Origin of the sequence: Pseudomonas sp. FSL R10-2964 (assembly GCF_009600035.1) — a bacterium.
In the GTDB taxonomy this organism is placed as follows: Bacteria; Pseudomonadota; Gammaproteobacteria; order Pseudomonadales; family Pseudomonadaceae; genus Aquipseudomonas; species Aquipseudomonas bubulae.
In genome coordinates, this window is the sequence record NZ_WIWH01000002.1 from 19,610 (window position 1) to 37,070 (window position 17,461).

The 17,461-nt window shown below is 59.5% G+C and carries 19 protein-coding genes; 8 read left to right on the forward strand and 11 right to left on the reverse strand.

Features of this window, described 5'->3' with window-relative positions:
- Positions 1 to 233: 233 nt before the first annotated feature.
- The gene (locus tag GHN92_RS01570) at positions 234 to 671 is read right to left on the reverse strand and encodes a hypothetical protein (protein ID WP_095017754.1); all 438 of its coding nucleotides are present in this window, start codon (positions 669 to 671) and stop codon (positions 234 to 236) included.
- On the opposite strand from GHN92_RS01570, the gene trmL reads away from it, so the two are divergent.
- Positions 670 to 1,125, forward strand: coding sequence for a tRNA (uridine(34)/cytosine(34)/5-carboxymethylaminomethyluridine(34)-2'-O)-methyltransferase TrmL (trmL, locus tag GHN92_RS01575; protein ID WP_095000791.1), 456 nt, complete (start codon positions 670 to 672; stop codon positions 1,123 to 1,125). The genes GHN92_RS01570 and trmL overlap by 2 nt on opposite strands.
- Before the next feature lie 142 nt (positions 1,126 to 1,267).
- Here trmL and secB read toward each other — a convergent pair whose 3' ends face one another.
- Genes secB through GHN92_RS01590 form a run of 3 tightly spaced genes read right to left on the reverse strand, consistent with a single transcriptional unit; the run spans position 1,268 to position 2,465 of the window.
- Complete coding sequence (gene secB, locus GHN92_RS01580; RefSeq protein ID WP_003438592.1) at positions 1,268 to 1,753, reverse strand: protein-export chaperone SecB; 486 nt, start codon at positions 1,751 to 1,753, stop codon at positions 1,268 to 1,270.
- A 41-nt stretch (positions 1,754 to 1,794) separates the two neighbouring features.
- Complete coding sequence (grxC, locus tag GHN92_RS01585) at positions 1,795 to 2,049, reverse strand: glutaredoxin 3 (RefSeq protein WP_095000790.1); 255 nt, start codon at positions 2,047 to 2,049, stop codon at positions 1,795 to 1,797.
- A gap of 2 nt (positions 2,050 to 2,051) precedes the next feature.
- A complete protein-coding gene (locus GHN92_RS01590) occupies positions 2,052 to 2,465 on the reverse strand; it encodes a rhodanese-like domain-containing protein (RefSeq protein ID WP_086799305.1) in 414 nt (137 codons plus the stop codon).
- A gap of 148 nt (positions 2,466 to 2,613) precedes the next feature.
- Here GHN92_RS01590 and gpmI point away from each other — a divergent pair, with 148 nt between their 5' ends.
- The 4 genes from gpmI (at position 2,614) to GHN92_RS01610 (ending at position 7,767) form a co-directional block, all read left to right on the forward strand.
- Positions 2,614 to 4,149 (forward strand): 2,3-bisphosphoglycerate-independent phosphoglycerate mutase, encoded by a 1,536-nt coding sequence (gpmI, locus tag GHN92_RS01595; protein WP_095017755.1) that lies wholly within the window; start codon positions 2,614 to 2,616, stop codon positions 4,147 to 4,149.
- Between the two features lie 195 nt (positions 4,150 to 4,344).
- Positions 4,345 to 5,631 carry a murein hydrolase activator EnvC gene (locus GHN92_RS01600; protein WP_095000788.1) on the forward strand — a complete coding sequence of 429 codons (1,287 nt, stop codon included), beginning with the start codon at positions 4,345 to 4,347 and terminating at the stop codon, positions 5,629 to 5,631.
- Positions 5,632 to 5,666: 35 nt separating this feature from the next.
- Positions 5,667 to 6,983 (forward strand): S41 family peptidase, encoded by a 1,317-nt coding sequence (locus GHN92_RS01605; RefSeq protein WP_095000787.1) that lies wholly within the window; start codon positions 5,667 to 5,669, stop codon positions 6,981 to 6,983.
- Between the two features lies 1 nt (position 6,984).
- On the forward strand, positions 6,985 to 7,767 hold the full coding sequence (locus GHN92_RS01610) for a divergent polysaccharide deacetylase family protein (protein WP_178102580.1): 783 nt from the start codon (positions 6,985 to 6,987) through the stop codon (positions 7,765 to 7,767).
- A 70-nt stretch (positions 7,768 to 7,837) separates the two neighbouring features.
- Here the strand turns inward: GHN92_RS01610 and GHN92_RS01615 are convergent, their stop codons facing one another.
- The 7 genes from GHN92_RS01615 to GHN92_RS01645 all read right to left on the reverse strand — a co-directional run bounded on the left by GHN92_RS01615 (position 7,838) and on the right by GHN92_RS01645 (position 13,588).
- The gene (locus GHN92_RS01615; RefSeq protein ID WP_095000785.1) at positions 7,838 to 8,593 is read right to left on the reverse strand and encodes an ABC transporter substrate-binding protein; all 756 of its coding nucleotides are present in this window, start codon (positions 8,591 to 8,593) and stop codon (positions 7,838 to 7,840) included.
- Between the two features lie 72 nt (positions 8,594 to 8,665).
- Positions 8,666 to 9,436 (reverse strand): imidazole glycerol phosphate synthase subunit HisF, encoded by a 771-nt coding sequence (gene hisF, locus GHN92_RS01620; RefSeq protein WP_048383956.1) that lies wholly within the window; start codon positions 9,434 to 9,436, stop codon positions 8,666 to 8,668.
- Positions 9,437 to 9,446: 10 nt separating this feature from the next.
- On the reverse strand, positions 9,447 to 10,184 hold the full coding sequence (gene hisA, locus GHN92_RS01625) for a 1-(5-phosphoribosyl)-5-[(5-phosphoribosylamino)methylideneamino]imidazole-4-carboxamide isomerase (RefSeq protein WP_088378464.1): 738 nt from the start codon (positions 10,182 to 10,184) through the stop codon (positions 9,447 to 9,449).
- A 39-nt stretch (positions 10,185 to 10,223) separates the two neighbouring features.
- Entirely contained in the window at positions 10,224 to 10,481 is a 258-nt protein-coding gene (locus GHN92_RS01630; RefSeq protein WP_095000784.1) for a DUF2164 domain-containing protein, read from the reverse strand.
- Positions 10,481 to 11,119: an imidazole glycerol phosphate synthase subunit HisH gene (gene hisH / locus GHN92_RS01635; protein ID WP_016783109.1), complete on the reverse strand. Its 639-nt coding sequence runs from the start codon at positions 11,117 to 11,119 to the stop codon at positions 10,481 to 10,483. The genes GHN92_RS01630 and hisH overlap by 1 nt, the downstream gene beginning before the upstream one ends.
- A complete protein-coding gene (gene hisB, locus GHN92_RS01640) occupies positions 11,119 to 11,712 on the reverse strand; it encodes an imidazoleglycerol-phosphate dehydratase HisB (RefSeq protein ID WP_016783108.1) in 594 nt (197 codons plus the stop codon). Before hisB ends, hisH begins: the two co-directional genes overlap by 1 nt.
- Before the next feature lie 214 nt (positions 11,713 to 11,926).
- Complete coding sequence (locus GHN92_RS01645; RefSeq protein ID WP_153379180.1) at positions 11,927 to 13,588, reverse strand: OFA family MFS transporter; 1,662 nt, start codon at positions 13,586 to 13,588, stop codon at positions 11,927 to 11,929.
- 291 nt (positions 13,589 to 13,879) lie between these two features.
- On the opposite strand from GHN92_RS01645, the gene GHN92_RS01650 reads away from it, so the two are divergent.
- The 3 genes from GHN92_RS01650 to GHN92_RS01660 are packed head-to-tail and all read left to right on the forward strand — an operon-like array spanning position 13,880 to position 17,420.
- Positions 13,880 to 16,087: an AsmA family protein gene (locus tag GHN92_RS01650; protein WP_153379182.1), complete on the forward strand. Its 2,208-nt coding sequence runs from the start codon at positions 13,880 to 13,882 to the stop codon at positions 16,085 to 16,087.
- The gene (gene mutY / locus GHN92_RS01655) at positions 16,084 to 17,151 is read left to right on the forward strand and encodes an A/G-specific adenine glycosylase (protein WP_095000781.1); all 1,068 of its coding nucleotides are present in this window, start codon (positions 16,084 to 16,086) and stop codon (positions 17,149 to 17,151) included. Before GHN92_RS01650 ends, mutY begins: the two co-directional genes overlap by 4 nt.
- Positions 17,148 to 17,420, forward strand: a complete 273-nt coding sequence (locus tag GHN92_RS01660; RefSeq protein ID WP_003438557.1) for an oxidative damage protection protein — start codon at positions 17,148 to 17,150, stop codon at positions 17,418 to 17,420. Before mutY ends, GHN92_RS01660 begins: the two co-directional genes overlap by 4 nt.
- Positions 17,421 to 17,461 lie beyond the last annotated feature (41 nt).

Consider the following 17,461-nt stretch of genomic DNA (forward strand, 5'->3'; position numbering starts at 1 on the left):
AACAAAAGCCCCGGATTCCGGGGCTTTTGCGTACTCAAGGGGCAATTTTTACAAAAAATCAAAAACTGGCACGCGCCCTGCAATACCTATTACACGCAACACCGCTTTAGGGGACCTTGATACAGGCAGGTCAAGACTCCCCACTTTTACACCGCAGCCTTGATGCCTTTTGCATCAACGCGCACAGCGCTTTTGGGGAACCCGGTACAGGCAGGCTGGAATTCCCTCTTTTATTACTCTCGCAGGTTTACCTGCAACCGCCAGCGTCCATCTTGCGACGCCCCGGCCCAGTCGCCCTTCAAGGCACGGGCCGCCACCAGGGTCAGCAGCAACCCGCCATCCGTATCACGCACCCGCCAGTTCACGCTCTTGCCGTTAAACGTCAACTGGCCGCTCTGCACCTTGCCCCTGGCATCAAACAGCAACCCCAGCGTGCCGTCGACCAGCTCACCATGCAGCTTGGGCTCGGCGCTGAACCACACCACCAGGCCGCCGGGCAGCACGTCCACCTGCTGCAGCTCCACAGGGGTTGGCGCGGTCAATCGACCGATCATCATCCCCACCATCACACCGACTATCGCCAAAGAACCTAAAACCCGTGGCCATAGTTTCGGTCGCGGGTCCTCTTCAAGCGTAGAATGCTGTCCATCTTTAAGTTCGGAGCCGTGCATGTTTCACGTCATCCTTTTTCAACCAGAAATTCCGCCGAATACCGGCAACATTATCAGGCTGTGCGCCAACAGCGGCTGCCACCTGCATTTGATCGAGCCTATCGGTTTTGAGCTGGACGACAAGCGCTTGCGCCGTGCCGGGCTCGATTACCACGAGTATGCGCCGCTCAAGCGTCATGCCGACCTGGCCAGTTGCCTGGAAAGCCTGGGCCATCCGCGCCTGTTCGCCTTTACCACCAAAGGCTCCAGACCGTTTCACGACGTGCAGTTTGCCGAGGGCGATGCTTTTCTCTTCGGCCCTGAAAGCCGTGGCCTGCCGCCCGAAGTGCTCGACAGCCTGGACGGCGAGCACCGCCTGCGCCTGCCTATGCGCGAAGGCTGCCGCAGCCTGAATCTGTCTAACACCGTAGCGGTCGCCGTGTATGAGGCCTGGCGCCAGCTAGGCTTCAAGTAAACACACACCCTGTGGGAGCGGGCTTGCCCGCGATGAAAGCTACGCGATGTACCTGTTGCACCGCAGCGATTCAATCGCGAGCAAGCCCGCTCCCACACACAAAAAAAGCGCCCTCAGGCGCTTTTTTTTGGCAATCGGCTGTTTATTGAACAGTCGGGCTGCCTTCTTCCTGCATGCGCTGCAGTTCTTGCGCGTACAGGGCATCGAAGTTCACCGGAGCCAGCATCAACGCAGGGAACGAGCCACGTGTCACCAGGCTGTCCAGGGTTTCGCGGGCATACGGGAACAGGATGTTCGGGCAGAACGCGCCCAGGGTATGGTTCATCGACGCTGGATCAAGGTTTTTGATCAGGAAGATGCCGGCCTGTTGCACTTCAGCAATAAACGCCACTTCGTCACCGTTTTTCACGGTAACCGACAGGGTCAGAACCACTTCGTGGAAGTCGCCTTCCAGCGGCTTTTGACGGGTGTTCAGATCCAGGCCAACGCTCGGCTCCCACTGCTGACGGAAGATCGCCGGGCTTTTTGGCGCTTCGAACGACAGGTCACGCACGTAGATGCGCTGCAGGGAGAATTGTGGAGCGGTGTCTTCATCGCTAACAGCAGCGGTGTTCTGTTGGTCAGTCATCACAGATCCTTGTTGATCTTGGGGCTTATAGAGAATGAGAGTCAGACGTTCAGCAGCGCATCCAATTTACCTGCGCGCTCCAGAGCAAACAGGTCATCGCATCCGCCAACATGCTTGTCGCCAATCCAGATTTGCGGAACCGACGTGCGGCCTGCCTTCTGAGCCATCTCGGCACGTACCTGTGGCTTGCCGTCGACCTTGATCTCTTCGAAGGCAATACCCTTGTTCTCAAGCAGAGCCTTGGCACGCATGCAATAAGGGCAATAGTCGCTGGAGTAAACGATGACCTTGGACATAGTTACTTCACCACTGGCAGGTTGTCAGCGCGCCAGCTGGAAATGCCGCCAGACAGCTTGGCAGCATTGTAACCAGCCTTGAGCAGCTCACGGGCATGGCCGCCCGAGTGCTGGCCGGCAGCGTCGACCAGAATGATGGTCTTGCCCTTGTGCTTGTCCAGCTCGGCAATGCGCGCCATCAGTTTGTCTTGCGGGATATTAATAGCACCCACGATGTGGCCGGCGGCAAAATCCTTGGCCGGGCGAATATCAATCACCACACCTTCGTCGCGATTGACCAGGCCGGTCAGTTCGCCCGTGCTGATGCTGCGCCCGCCACGGCTCATCTCGTGGGCGATCAACAGCGCCAGCAGGATGACAAACGCGCCTACAAGCAGGTAGTGGGAAGTCGCAAATGCAATCAGGTGCTCAACCATCAGAAGGTTCCAGGGTCGTAAAATGTGGGCCAGTATACACAGCCACCTTGGTCGGCCAAACCCCGCCCGGCGGTGACGCCACATGAACTTCGCTTTAAACTGCGCGTCCTCTGTATACCTTCTTATAAACCAGCCACGAGTGGGATCTATGACTACCACGCCTAAACCTTTGGTCCTGATCATCCTGGATGGCTTCGGTCACAGTGAAAGTCACGAATACAACGCCGTTTATTCGGCCAAGAAACCGGTGCTGGATCGTCTTTGCGCGAGCATGCCGAACGGCCTGATCTCGGGTTCGGGCATGGATGTCGGGCTGCCTGACGGCCAGATGGGCAACTCCGAGGTCGGCCACATGAACCTGGGCGCCGGCCGCGTGGTGTATCAGGATTTCACCCGTGTCACCAAATCCATCCGCGATGGCGAGTTCTTTGAAAACCCGACCATTTGCGCCGCGGTCGACAAGGCCGTGGCTGCAGGCAAGGCCGTGCACATCCTGGGCCTGCTGTCCGATGGTGGTGTTCACAGCCATCAGGACCACCTGATCGCAATGGCCGAGCTGGCATTCAAGCGCGGCGCAGAAAAAATCTACCTGCACGCCTTCCTTGATGGCCGCGACACCCCGCCAAAAAGTGCCTCATCTTCCATTGAACTGCTGGACGAAGCGTTCAAGGACCTGGGCAAAGGCCGTATCGCCAGCCTGATCGGCCGTTACTTCGCCATGGACCGTGACAATCGCTGGGACCGCGTAGAGCAGGCCTACAACCTGATCGTCGACGGCAAGGGCGAGTTCAACGCCGCTACCGCCCAGGAAGGCCTGGAAGCTGCCTACGCACGTGGCGAAAGCGACGAATTCGTCAAAGCCACGACCATCGGCGAGCCGGTGAAAGTGGAAGACGGCGACGCCGTGGTCTTTATGAACTTCCGCGCCGACCGCGCCCGCGAGCTGACCCGTGTATTCGTTGAAGATGACTTCAACGCCTTCGCCCGCGCCCGCCAGCCAAAACTGGCCGGTTTCGTGATGCTGACCCAATACGCTGCGAGTATCCCGGCACCCAGCGCATTCGCGCCCGGCAGCCTGGAAAACGTACTGGGCGATTACCTGGCCAAAAACGGCAAAACCCAGTTGCGCATTGCAGAAACCGAGAAGTATGCCCATGTGACCTTCTTCTTCTCGGGCGGCCGTGAAGAGCCGTTCCCGGGTGAAGAGCGCATTCTGGTGCCGTCGCCGAAAGTCGCCACCTACGACCTGCAACCGGAAATGAGCGCCCCCGAAGTCACCGACCATATCGTCGATGCCATCGAAAACCAGCGTTATGACGTGATCGTGGTCAACTACGCCAATGGCGACATGGTTGGCCACAGCGGCGTATTCGACGCAGCCGTCAAGGCAGTTGAATGCCTGGATGCCTGCGTGGGCCGTATCGTGGAAGCACTGGACAAGGTCGGCGGCGAAGCCCTGATCACCGCTGACCACGGCAACGTGGAGCAGATGGAAGACGAGTCCACAGGCCAGGCGCATACCGCCCACACCTGTGAGCCCGTGCCGTTTATCTATGTAGGAAAGCGCTCGCTCAAAGTTCGCGAAGGCGGCGTGCTGGCCGACGTGGCACCCACCATGCTCAAACTGCTGGGGCTGCCACAGCCGCAAGAGATGACCGGCAAATCGATTCTGGTCGACGCTTAAAACAACGCAATGCCTGTGGGAGCGGGCTTGCTCGCGATACCGGCGACGCGGTGCATCAGGCATTGCGTGGTGATGCTATCGCGAGCAAGCCCGCTCCCACAGGATCAACGGCTACAATTTCACCTTCATCCATTTCTTATAGGTGACGAGGGCGGGCATACTAGGCCGTCCCGTTCCCCAGGTGTCGCCCGCCCCATGCTTCGCGCCCTTATAGCCTTGACCCTCGCATGCATGCTCCAACCGGCGTTTGCCGACGAGCGCGCGCAAACCCAACAGCAGCTGGATGCCACGCGCCAGGATATCAGCGAGCTGAAAAAGCTCCTGGGCAAGCTGCAGGAAGAAAAGTCCGGCGTGCAGAAAGACCTGCGCGGTACCGAAACCGAAATCGGCAAGCTGGAGAAGCAGGTTGAAACCCTGCAACAAGAACTAAAAAAGAGTGAAGGCGAGCTGCTGCGCCTAGATAGCGAGAAAAAAAAACTCCACAGCGCAAAACTTGAACAGCAACGCCTGATCGCCATTCAGGCCCGCGCCGCCTATCAGGGTGGGCGTCAGGAATACCTGAAGATGCTGCTCAACCAGCAAAACCCCGAGAAGTTCGCCCGAACCCTCACTTATTACGACTACTTGAGCGAAGCCCGTCTGGCCCAGCTCAAAGGCTTCAACGAGACACTGCGCCAACTAGCCAATGTCGAGGCCGATATCAACTTGCAGCAAGCGCAACTGCTGACCCAGAAAAGCAGCCTGGACACCCAGCGCGCCGAGCTCGACAAGGTGCGTGCAGAGCGCCAGCAAGTGCTGGCCAAGCTCAATACCGACGTAAAGGACCGCGACCAGAAGTTGCAGGCCCGCGAGCAGGATCAGGCCGATCTGGCGAAAGTCCTCAAGACCATCGAAGAAACCCTCGCCCGCCAGGCCCGCGAAGCCGAGCAGGCGCGGCAAAAAGCCCTGATTGCGCAGCAGGAAGCCGAGAAAAAACGCCAGCGCGAGGCTGCATCGGTCGTTACCGATGCCCCGCGAAAACCGGTGCAATCCACACCGGGGCCATTGGTCTCCAGCGCAGGTGCGTCTTACGGCGGTGCTTTTTCTCAAGCCCGGGGCAAACTTCCATGGCCAGTTGATGGTCGACTGCTTGCACGTTTCGGTGAAACCCGTGGCGACGACTCGCGCACCAAGTGGGACGGCGTGATGATCAGCGCCGGTGCCGGCACCCAGGTACACGCCGTACACGGCGGGCGCGTGGTGTTTGCCGACTGGCTGCGCGGTGCAGGCCAACTGGTGATTCTGGACCACGGTAATGGTTTCTTAAGCTTGTATGGCCACAATCAGACGTTGCTCAAGTCTGCCGGCGACGTTGTAAAAGCCGGCGAGGTAATTTCCACCGTGGGCAACAGCGGTGGTCAGGCCACGCCAGCACTGTATTTTGCTATTCGTCAGCAGGGACGCCCAAGCGACCCTGCACAATGGTGTCGCACTCAGGGATGAGTCCATCACCTTTAATACGTAGGAGTTCGCTCAACATGCCGCATTTGTCCCGCCTCAACTCGCTGGCCCTGACGATCGCTCTGCTGATCGGCTCGCCATTGGCATTTGCTGCCGAGCCGAGCATTCCGCCAGCCGGGGCTGCTACCAGCGCCAAGGCACCGCTGCCTCTGGAAGAGCTGCGCACATTTGCCGAGGTCATGGATCGGATCAAGGCCGCCTATGTTGAGCCGGTAGACGACAAAACCCTGCTGGAGAATGCCATTAAGGGCATGCTCAGCAACCTCGACCCGCATTCTGCCTATCTGGGGCCGGAAGATTTCGCCGAGCTGCAGGAAAGCACCAGCGGCGAATTTGGCGGGTTGGGCATTGAAGTCGGCACTGAAGACGGCAACATCAAGATCGTCTCACCAATCGACGACACCCCTGCCAGCAAAGCCGGCATCCAGGCCGGTGACTTAATCGTCAAGATCAATGGTCAGCCCACCCGTGGCCTGAGCATGACCGAGGCCGTAGACAAAATGCGCGGCAAGATCGGTCAGAAAATCACTTTGACCCTGGTACGCAACGGTGGCGCACCGTTTGACGTAACCCTGACCCGGGCCAATATCCAGGTCAAGAGCGTCAAGGCCCAGCTGCTTGAAGACGGCTACGGCTACATCCGCATTACCCAGTTCCAGGTCAAGACTGGCGAAGAAGTGGCCGCTGCGCTGTCCAAACTGCGCAGGGAAAACGGCAACAAGCGCCTCAAGGGCATCATCCTTGACCTGCGCAACAACCCGGGCGGCGTGCTGCAGTCGGCAGTTGAAGTGGTAGACCATTTCATCACCAAAGGTCTGATCGTCTATACCAAGGGCCGTATCGCCAACTCTGAGCTGCGTTTCTCGGCTACCGGCAAGGATCTGAGCGAAGGCGTGCCATTGGTGGTACTGATCAACGGCGGCAGCGCCTCGGCGTCAGAGATCGTCGCCGGTGCCTTGCAGGATCAGAAGCGTGGTGTGGTGATGGGCACCACCAGCTTCGGTAAGGGCTCGGTGCAAACCGTACTGCCGTTGAACAATGACCGCGCGCTGAAGATCACCACAGCGCTGTACTTCACTCCGAACGGGCGCTCGATCCAGGCCCAGGGCATTGTTCCGGACATCGAAGTCAGCCGCGCCAGGATCACCCGCGAGCAAGACACCGAGTACTACAAAGAGGCCGACCTGCAAGGTCACCTCGGCAATGGTAACGGCGGTGCCGACAAGCCGACCGGCTCCGGCCCCAAAGCCAAGCCGATGCCCCAGGACGATGACTTCCAGCTGAGCCAGGCCCTGAGCCTGCTTAAAGGCTTGAGCATCACACGCGGCAACTGAGGTGCGTCTTTCCCTGGCCCTCATCCTGCTCTGCTGCCTGACCGGTACCGCCCACGCGGCACCGGTCAGCGCGCCCGCCACACCGCACAAGGCTTACCTGAGCCTGATTATCGATGACCTTGGGCAAAACCTGCCCCGGGACCGCCGCGTGCTGGCGCTGCCCGGCCCGGTCACCACCGCCGTGATGCCCGACACCCCCCATGCTGCCGAATTTGCCCGCGAAGCCCACAAGGCCGGCAAGATCGTCATTTTGCACATGCCAATGGACCCGGCCACCGGGCCCTTTGCCTGGCACCCGGACCTGCCTGTCGACGAACTTGAAAAGCGCCTCAACGCCGCGTTCAAGGCAGTGCCCTACACCAGCGGTATCAACAACCACATGGGCAGCCGCATGACCTCCCAGCCACAAGCGATGGCCTGGCTGATGGGCAACTTGCAGCAACGTCACAAATTCTTTGTCGACAGCCGCACCAGCGCGCAGACGGTCGCGGCGGCCGAGGCGCAAAAAATCGGCCTGGCCAGTGTTTCGCGGGATGTGTTTCTCGATGACGTACGCACCGAGCAGGCGATCACCACACAACTGCACACCGCGATCAATCTGGCGCGCAAGCAAGGTTCGGCGGTGATGATCGGCCATCCCTACCCGCAAACCCTCGCCGTGCTTGAACGGGAGCTGCCCAAGCTCAAGGCCCAGGGCATTGACTGGATCGATATCAGGCAAATGATCGGCGTGCGCAGCAACAAGGCGATGGCCGGGCATGGGAAGGATGGGGTTTATCGCTGAGACCCGTGCCATTTGTAGCCGCTGAGGAGCGCAGCCTTCGTTCCTCGTCAGCGGCTACACGCTCTGTGTGTTACAGGTACTTTGCGCGGATTTTCTCATCCACGCCTTCTGCCTTTAACTCATCCAGCGCCTTCTGCAACTTGCTCACCACCTCGTCCGGCACGTCTTTGTTCAACGCCAAAAACAGCTCGGCCTGATTGAAACGCAACACCGTCTTGAACCCTGAAATCCCTACCTGACGTGCCAAAAATTGGCCAGCTGGAGCACCTGTGGCCCACAAGTCGATTTGCCCGGCCTGCAACTTGCGGGCGTTGTCCTGATCGCGCAGCACAATCACCGGCGCCAGCCCCTGCTTCTCTAGGGACAAGGCAATGGCGTCGCCCTTGTAAGCACCCACACGATACTGGCGGGCCTGTTCGAGGGACGTCAGGGTAATCGGGCTATCCCCTCGGGCCAGCAACACCCAGTCATCAGGACCAATAGGGCCGACCCACTTGAACAGCTTTTCACGCTCGGGCACGCGGGCGGTGACAAACACACCGTATCCGGGTTTTTCGAGGGCAAGGTGGTAGATACGCTCCCAAGGGAAACGCAGGGTCATGCTGTAGGGGATGCCGGCACGTTTGAAGGTTTCACGCAGAATATCGACGGCGATACCTTCAATATTATCGTTCTGCGCAAAATTCTTGCCGTTTTTGGCCATGTTGTACGGCGGGAAGTTTTCAGTCAGTAACACGATCGATGAGTTCGACGTATCAGCCGCAAAAGCGGTACTCGCCAGCCACATGGTGGAACTGACGAGAATAGGCACAAAGCGTTTAAACATGACAGGCGACCTGAATCCATGGCGTGCTCAAGAGTGCCGTGGGCACGCCATGCTGTCCAGTAGCCTTTGGCCTTAGCGAACCACGATTCCGCGCTCTGCCATGTACGCCTTGGCCTCTGGCACCGTGTATTCACCAAAGTGGAAAATACTCGCCGCCAGCACTGCACTGGCGTGACCTTCCAGAATGCCGTCAGCCAGATGCTGGAGGTTACCGACACCGCCCGAGGCAATCACCGGAATGCCCAGTGCATCACTGATTGCGCGGGTAACCCCCAGATCGAAGCCGTTTTTCATGCCGTCCTGATCCATGCTGGTCAACAGGATTTCGCCGGCGCCCAGGCCTTCCATCTTCATGGCCCACTCGACCGCGTCGAGCCCGGTTGGCTTGCGCCCGCCGTGGGTGAAAATTTCCCAGCGCGGGGTTTCGCCCGGCAAGGAGACTTTCTTGGCATCAATGGCGACCACAATGCACTGCGAGCCAAAATGTTGCGCCGCTTCGCCCACAAACTCCGGGTTAAACACCGCTGCGGTATTGATCGAGACTTTGTCGGCACCGGCATTGAGCAGGTTGCGTATGTCCTGGATGCAGCGCACCCCGCCACCTACGGTCAACGGGATAAACACCTGACTGGCCATGCGTTCGACTGTATGCAGCGTGGTGTCGCGCCCATCGACGCTGGCAGTGATATCGAGAAAGGTAATCTCGTCAGCACCCTGCTCATCGTAACGACGGGCGATCTCTACCGGGTCGCCGGCATCGCGAATGTTCTCGAACTTGACGCCCTTTACGACCCGGCCGTTATCCACGTCCAGGCAAGGGATGATGCGTTTGGCCAGCGCCATGGGTCTCTCCTCAGGCCTTGTAGCTGTCGCAGAAGGCTTGCGCCTCGGCCACATCCAGCGTGCCTTCATAGATGGCGCGACCGGTAATGGCGCCCACGATGCCCGGTGCCTTGGCGTCCATCAGGGCCTTGATGTCACCCAGGTTGTGGATGCCGCCCGAAGCGATCACCGGAATGCTGGTGGCAGCGGCCAATGCGGCGGTGTAGCTCACGTTGCAGCCCTGCATCATGCCGTCCTTGGCAATGTCGGTATAAACGATGGCCGACACACCGTCTGCTTCAAATCGTTTGGCCAGGTCGATGACCTGCACGGTGCTCACTTCAGCCCAGCCGTCAGTGGCCACAAAGCCGTCTTTTGCATCCATGCCGACAATGATCTTGCCCGGGAACGCGCGGCAGGCCTCGGCCACGAACTCAGGGTTTTTCACTGCCTTGGTGCCCAGGATCACATAGCTCACGCCCGCCTTGACGTAATGCTCGATGGTTTCCAGGGAGCGAATCCCGCCGCCGATCTGGATCGGCAGGTGCGGGTACAGCTTGGCAATGGCAGTGACCACTTCGCCGTTGACCGGCTGGCCTTCAAAGGCGCCGTTGAGGTCGACCAGGTGCAGACGGCGGCAACCGCCCTCTACCCATTTGGCAGCCATGCTCACCGGGTCATCGGAAAATACCGTGGAGTCTTCCATGCGGCCCTGGCGCAGACGTACACAGGCACCGTCTTTAAGATCGATAGCGGGAATAATCAGCATGTGGCAAACCTTCAAATTCGGGAGTCTGAGACTCGGAAATCAGTTCTTCTCGAGCGCCCACAGGTCGCTTTCGATGCTCTCGAACCTCTCTTTGAGGTGCGCCTGCACATCGAAAATCGCCCGATTGTAGTAATGCGGGGCGATTTCGCGGGTGAACAGCTCAAGGATTTCAGCCGCCTCGAACGAACCCAGGTCCAGTTCGAAGCGGTCTTCCATAAAGCGTTTGATCTTGCTGTTGGCTTCGTTCTCTTGCTCAGGGGTGAGCGTGAGAATCGGCGGCTTTTTGCGCGGCGCCATTACCAGCGGCCATCCCAGGCCGCAAAGTTTTCCAGCAGCTGCAAGCCGTGGGTATGGCTTTTTTCCGGGTGGAACTGCACCGCGAAGCGCGAGCCCTCGGCCAGCGCTGCGGCGAAATCGACGCCGTAATGCCCGCCACCGACTACCTGGCGAGGATTGCCCGCCGCAATGTAGTAGCTGTGTACAAAGTAGAAACGCGCCAGGTCGGGGATGCCGTGCCACAGCGGGTGATCCACTTTTTGCTGCACTTCGTTCCAGCCCATGTGCGGCACCTTGAGATGCTCGCCGTCTTCGTGCAGGTCCTTGCCGAAGAACTTCACGGCGCCCGGGAACAGGCCGATGCAATCAACACCGCCGTTCTCTTCGCTGCTGTCGAGCAAGGCTTGCATGCCGACACAAATACCGAGAAACGGACGATCCTGACTGACTTCACGCACCAGCGAGTCAAAACCCAGGCGACGGATTTCGGCCATGCAATCGCGGATCGCACCCACACCCGGGAACACTACGCGGTCGGCTTCGCGAATCACGCTGGCATCGCTGGTAATCAGCACCCGACCGGCGCCAACGTGCTCCAGCGCCTTGGCCACCGAGTGCAGGTTACCCATGCCGTAATCGATTACCGCCACTGTCTGCATCAGAGCACGCCCTTGGTAGAAGGCATTTGCCCGGCCATGCGCTCATCCAGCGCCACGGCCATGCGCAGGGCGCGGCCGAAAGCCTTGAACACGGTTTCGATCTGGTGGTGGGTGTTGGTGCCGCGCAGGTTGTCGATGTGCAGGCTGACATTGGCGTGGTTCACGAAGCCCTGGAAGAACTCCTGAAACAGGTCAACATCGAAGCCGCCGACGGTGGCGCGGGTGTAGGGAACATGCATTTGCAGACCAGGACGACCGGAAAAGTCGATGACTACACGGGACAGCGCTTCGTCCAGCGGGACGTAAGCGTGACCGTAGCGGGTCATGCCTTTTTTATCGCCGACTGCTTCGCTGAAGGCTTTACCCAGGGTAATGCCGACATCTTCGACGGTATGGTGATCGTCGATATGCAGGTCGCCTTTGCACTCGATGTCCAGGTCGATCAACCCATGTCGGGCGATCTGGTCGAGCATGTGCTCAAGAAAAGGAACACCGATATCGAATCGGGCCTTACCGGTACCATCCAAGTTGATCGAGGCTTTAATCTGGGTTTCCAGAGTATCGCGCTCGACTGACGCCTTACGTTCGGCCATCACCAGCTCCGCAAAATCATTGGGCGAAAAAGGTGGCCATTATAGGCACGGGTCAGGCAAACAGAAACATTAAGGGTGCGGTGGCTGACGTAATGCGCGTTGACGCACAGGCCGCGCCGCCTGAATCGCGAGCAAGCCCGCTCCCACAGAGACGCAATCCGTCTGTGGGAGCGGGCTTGCTCGCGATGGCGTCAGCGCTGACTCAACACATCAATCAGTGAAACAACACCGCGGTCTTCTGCACCGTTACCCACACGCCCCACAACAAGGGGATGCCCACGGCCAGCCAGGCTGCAATCACCAATGGCTGACTGCCCGGTGCGGCTTTCCACTCCAGCGACGTACTGGCGTCCGCGCCCTTGTCGTGCCCCAGTGCCTGCTCGGCGGCCAGCTCGGCGTCGGTCATGAAGTATTTGTCGGCCACCGGGCGTACCAGCAGGTTGCAGATAAAGCCCAACACCAGCAGACCGGCGAGGATGTACAAGGTGATGTCATACGCCGCCGCACGCTCCACCCCGATGCTCAACTGATACTCGCGCAGGTAGTTGACCAGCACCGGCCCCAGCACGCCCGCAGCCGCCCAGGCGGTCAGCAGGCGACCGTGGATCGCGCCGACCATCTGCGTACCGAACAGATCGGCCAGATACGCTGGCACTGTGGCAAACCCGCCGCCGTACATCGACAGAATGATGCAGAACGCCGCCACGAACAGCGATACGTTGCCCAGATGGCCCAGGTTCGGAATCATCGCGTACAGCGCAAAACCCAGGGCGAAGAACACAAAGTAGGTGTTTTTGCGGCCCAGGTAATCCGAGAACGATGCCCAGAAAAACCGCCCGCCAATATTGAACAGACTCAGCAAACCGGTGAACCCTGCTGCAATCGCGGCGATCTGCGCCAGCTGCGCTGCATCCAGCTGGCTGAAGGTCAGATCATTGCCCAGCAACTTGCCCGCGAAGACTTCCTGCAGCAATGGCGAGGCCATGCCCAAAATGCCGATACCGGCCGATACGTTAAGGCATAGAACCAGCCATACCAGCGCAAATTGCGGAGTTTTCCACGCCACACTTACGTGTACATGGCGCTGGGTGATCATCGCGTTGGCCGCTTTTTTTGCCGGCGCCTTCCAGCCCTCGGGCTTCCAGCCGGTGGGTGGAACGCGGTACGACAACGCGCCGCCAATCATGAACACAAAGTAAATCGCCGCCATGGCCACAAAGCTCTGCCACACCCCCACGCCTTCCGACCCGGCAAAATGGTTCATCAGCGCCGCAGCCAACGGTGCGCCCACCATTGCCCCGCCCCCAAAGCCCATGATCGCCATGCCCGTAGCCATGCCGCGCTTGTCCGGGAACCACTTGATCAGTGTCGACACCGGCGAGATATAACCCAGCCCCAGGCCGATACCGCCGATAACCCCAGAACCCAGCCACATCAGCCAGATCTGATGGGTATAAATACCCAATGCAGAAATCAGCAAACCGCCGCACCAGCACAAGGCCGACACCACACCGGCCTTGCGAGGCCCGGCATGCTCAAGCCAGCCGCCCCATACCGCGGCCGAGCAACCGAGGAAGATAAAGAACAGGGTGTAGATCCAGCCGAGCATCGAAATCGGCCAGTCGCATTGCGACGAGAACACTTGCGCGATAAAGCTCATGTCTGGCGCACAAGCCACAGGTGCAGTCACGCCCAGGGCTTTGGACAACGGCAGCCAGAACACCGAAAAGCCATAGGCCATGCCGATGCACAGATGGATGGCCAGAGCAGCTGGCGGCACCAGCCAGCGGTTGAAGCCGGGTTTGGCGATGATGCGCTCCTTGGACAGGAACGCAGGCGGCGAAGCAGAACTGCCCGCAGCAATGCTGATATTCATAGGTGTTTCCCCCAGGTAATGAAGTTATTTCCCCGGCACGCTCGCTCCCTGACTTTGGCGCTCTGTGGCACACAGTCGTTTTTATTGGATCGAGACGCGGCAATGTGCCGCAGAAGGCCCGAAAAACAAGCGAAGATTACCATTTGATCGCCAGCCTGGCCCTAACCTGATGTGGTCTTTGGCCGAGCAACTGATCCGCTACTATCCACCCCCCAGTCGGCGTGCGCGTGGCGCTATACTCTGCGGCTGAATTTAAAACTTACTCTCACACAGACTTACAAGGACTCGCCCATGAAAGCGTTCGGCAAAATCCTGGGTCTGGTGCTTCTCGGATTGTTGCTGATCATCGTGGCCCTGGGCTTTGCCCTCAGCCATCTGTTCGATCCCAACGACTATAAAGACGAGATCCGCCAGATAGCCCGTGACAAAGCCCACATTGAGCTGACCCTCAATGGCGACATCGGCTGGAGCCTCTTCCCCTGGCTTGGCCTGGAACTGCACGACGCCAGCGTTGCCACTCTCGCAGCGCCGACCCAGCCTTTCGCCGATCTTCAGATGCTCGGTCTGTCCGTGCGCGTACTGCCGCTGCTGCGCAAAGAAGTGCAGATGAGCGACGTGCGCGTCGAAGGCCTGAACCTGCGCCTGACCCGCGACAAGGACGGCCACGGCAATTGGCAGGACATCGGCAAGCCGGCCACCGCCGCCGCGCCAACCACCGGCACCGAGCCCGCTGCGAGCAACAAGCCTGAAAGCGCCGGCCAGCCCCTCAAGCTCGATATCGACAGCCTGACCGTGAACAACGCCCGGGTTGAATATAACGACGAGCAAAGCGGCAAGCAGTTCAGCGCCGAGAGCATCCAGCTGAGCACCGGCCCGGTTCACGAAGCTACCAGTATCCCGGTCAAGCTGACCGCCTTCCTGGGCACCAACCAGCCGGTGATGCGGGTCAAGACCGAAGTTGACGGCAAGTTGCGCTTTGACCGTGTACTCAAGCGCTATCAGTTTGAAGACATGAAGGTCACCGGCGAAGCCTCCGGTGAGCCGCTGCAGGGCAAGACCATGACGTTCGCCGCACAGGGGCAAATTCTGGTTGATCTGGCTGCGAACGTCGCCGAATGGAGCAGCCTGAAGATTTCAGCCAACCAGTTGCGCGCCCTGGGTGAGTTCAAGGCCAACAGCCTCGATACCACTCCGCAAATCAGTGGCGGCCTGTCGATTGCCCAGCTTGATCTGGCCCGGTTCCTCGACAGCATCGGCCACCCGCTACCTGCCATGGCGCCGAACAGCCTGAGCAAGGTCGAACTGGTCAGTCGCCTTTCGGGCACGCCCAGCAGCGTGACCTTTGACGAGCTGAACCTGAAAGTCGACGACAGCACCTTCACCGGCCTCGTCGCCATTGACGATTTCGCCAAACAAGCCGTACGTATTCAGCTCAAAGGCGACACATTCGACGCTGATCGCTACATGCCGCCCAAGTCGGCCGAAGCCAGCAGCGCCAGCGTTGCGCGCAAGGCTGAAGTACAGAGCAGCGAAGCCGGCGCCCTGGCCGCATCGGGCGACACGCCGCTGCCGGAGGCTCCGACCAAAAGCGGCTGGAGCACCGCCAGGATCATTCCGGTCACCCGCCTCAAGGCGCTCGACCTGAATGCTGATATCAGCTTTGGCCAACTGACCCTGAGCAAACTGCCGATACAAAACGCGGTGCTCAAGGCCAACAGCAAAGCCGGTGTCCTGACCCTGGAAAACCTCAGCGGTAACCTTTACAAAGGCAGCTTTGCCGCCAATGGCAGCCTGGACGTACAACCCATGCTACCGGTGGTCAAACTGCAGACCCGCATTACCAATGTGCCGGTGGATAAAATCCTGCAAAGCCAGGGGCAAAAACCACCGGTGACCGGTCTGCTAACCCTCAACAGCAACGTCACTGGCAGCGGCAACAGCCAGAGCGAGCTGATTTCCAGCCTCAACGGCACCGCCAGCTTTATGCTTAATGATGGTGTGCTGCTCAACGCCAACCTTGAGCAACAGCTGTGCAAGGGTATTTCGGTACTCAACCGCAAAACCCTGAGCGGCACACCCCTGGGCAAAGACACGCCATTCAAGGAGCTCAAGGGCACCCTGGTGTTCCGCAACGGCGTGGCCAGCAACCCGGACATGATCGTGCGCATTCCCGGCCTGAGCGTCAAAGGCGATGGCGACATCGACCTGCGCGTACTGGGCATGGATTACCGCATCGGCATCATCATCGAAGGCGACACCCGCGCCATGCCCGATCCGGCCTGCCAGGTCGGCAAGAACTTTGTCGGCATCGAACTGCCATTACGCTGCCGTGGCCCGCTGGAGCTGGGGGCCAAGGCCTGCCGTCTGGACAAGGAAGGGCTGGGCAAGGTTGCCGCCAAAGTGGCGGGCAACAAGCTCACTGACAAACTCGAAGAAAAGCTCGGTGACAAGGTCAGCCCCGAGCTCAAGAACGCGCTCAAAGGGCTGTTCAACCGATGAGAGATGAGCAGTTTTCAACCGCGGTGCTGGACTGGTATGACCAGCACGGTCGCCACGACCTGCCCTGGCAACAGGGCATCACCCCGTATCGGGTATGGGTCTCGGAAATCATGCTGCAGCAAACCCAGGTCAGTACCGTGCTGAACTACTTCGACCGTTTTATGGCTTCACTGCCGACGGTCGAGGCCCTGGCCGCTGCACCGGAAGACGAAGTACTGCACCTGTGGACCGGCCTGGGCTACTACACCCGTGCGCGCAACCTGCAAAAGACCGCCAAAATTGTTGTCGCCGAATATGACGGCCAATTTCCGCGGGATGTGGAAAAACTGGTCGAGTTACCCGGTATCGGTTTATCCACAGCCGGTGCGATTGCCAGCCTGAGCATGGGTCTGCGGGCACCGATTCTGGACGGCAACGTCAAGCGGGTACTGGCGCGCTACACGGCGCAAGAGGGCTACCCCGGCGAGCCCAAGGTGGCCAAACAACTGTGGGCCACTGCCGAGCGCTTCACCCCCCACGACCGCGTCAACGCCTACACCCAGGCGATGATGGACATGGGCGCCACGCTCTGCACCCGCAGCAAGCCCAGCTGCCTGTTGTGCCCGCTTGAAAGCGGCTGTGAAGCGCACTTGCTGGGCCTGGAAACCCGCTATCCGATCCCCAAACCGCGCAAAGTCATCCCGCAAAAGCGCACGCTGATGCCAATGCTGGCCAATGCCGGGGGCGAAATCCTGCTTTACCGCCGTCCGTCGACCGGCTTGTGGGGCGGCCTGTGGAGCCTGCCCGAGCTCGATGACCTGCAGGACATCGAGCATCTGGCGCTGCAACACTCGCTGGCCCTGGGCGCGCAACACGAACTGACCGGCCTGACCCATACCTTTAGCCATTTCCAACTGGCCATCGAACCCTGGCTGATCCACGTCAAGGAGTCCGGCCATCACGTGGCCGAGGCCGACTGGCTCTGGTATAACCTCGCCACCCCGCCGCGCCTGGGCCTTGCCGCCCCGGTCAAGAAGCTGCTCAAACGCGCAGCCGACCTATTGAACGCTGGAGAGACGTCATGACCCGCACCATCATTTGCCGCAAGTACAAAGAAGAACTGCCTGCCCTTGAGCGCGCTCCGTTTCCGGGCGCCAAAGGCCAGGACATTTTTGACCACGTTTCGGCCAAAGCCTGGGCTGACTGGCAAAAACACCAGACCCTGCTCATCAACGAAAAGCGCTTGAACATGATGAACGCCGAAGACCGTAAATATTTGCAGGGCGAAATGGACAAGTTCTTCAGCGGCGAGGAATACGCACAAGCCGAAGGCTACGTTCCGCCAACCGAATAAACCCCGGTTTTAAAGGCTTTGATCCGTAAGCGACGGTAATA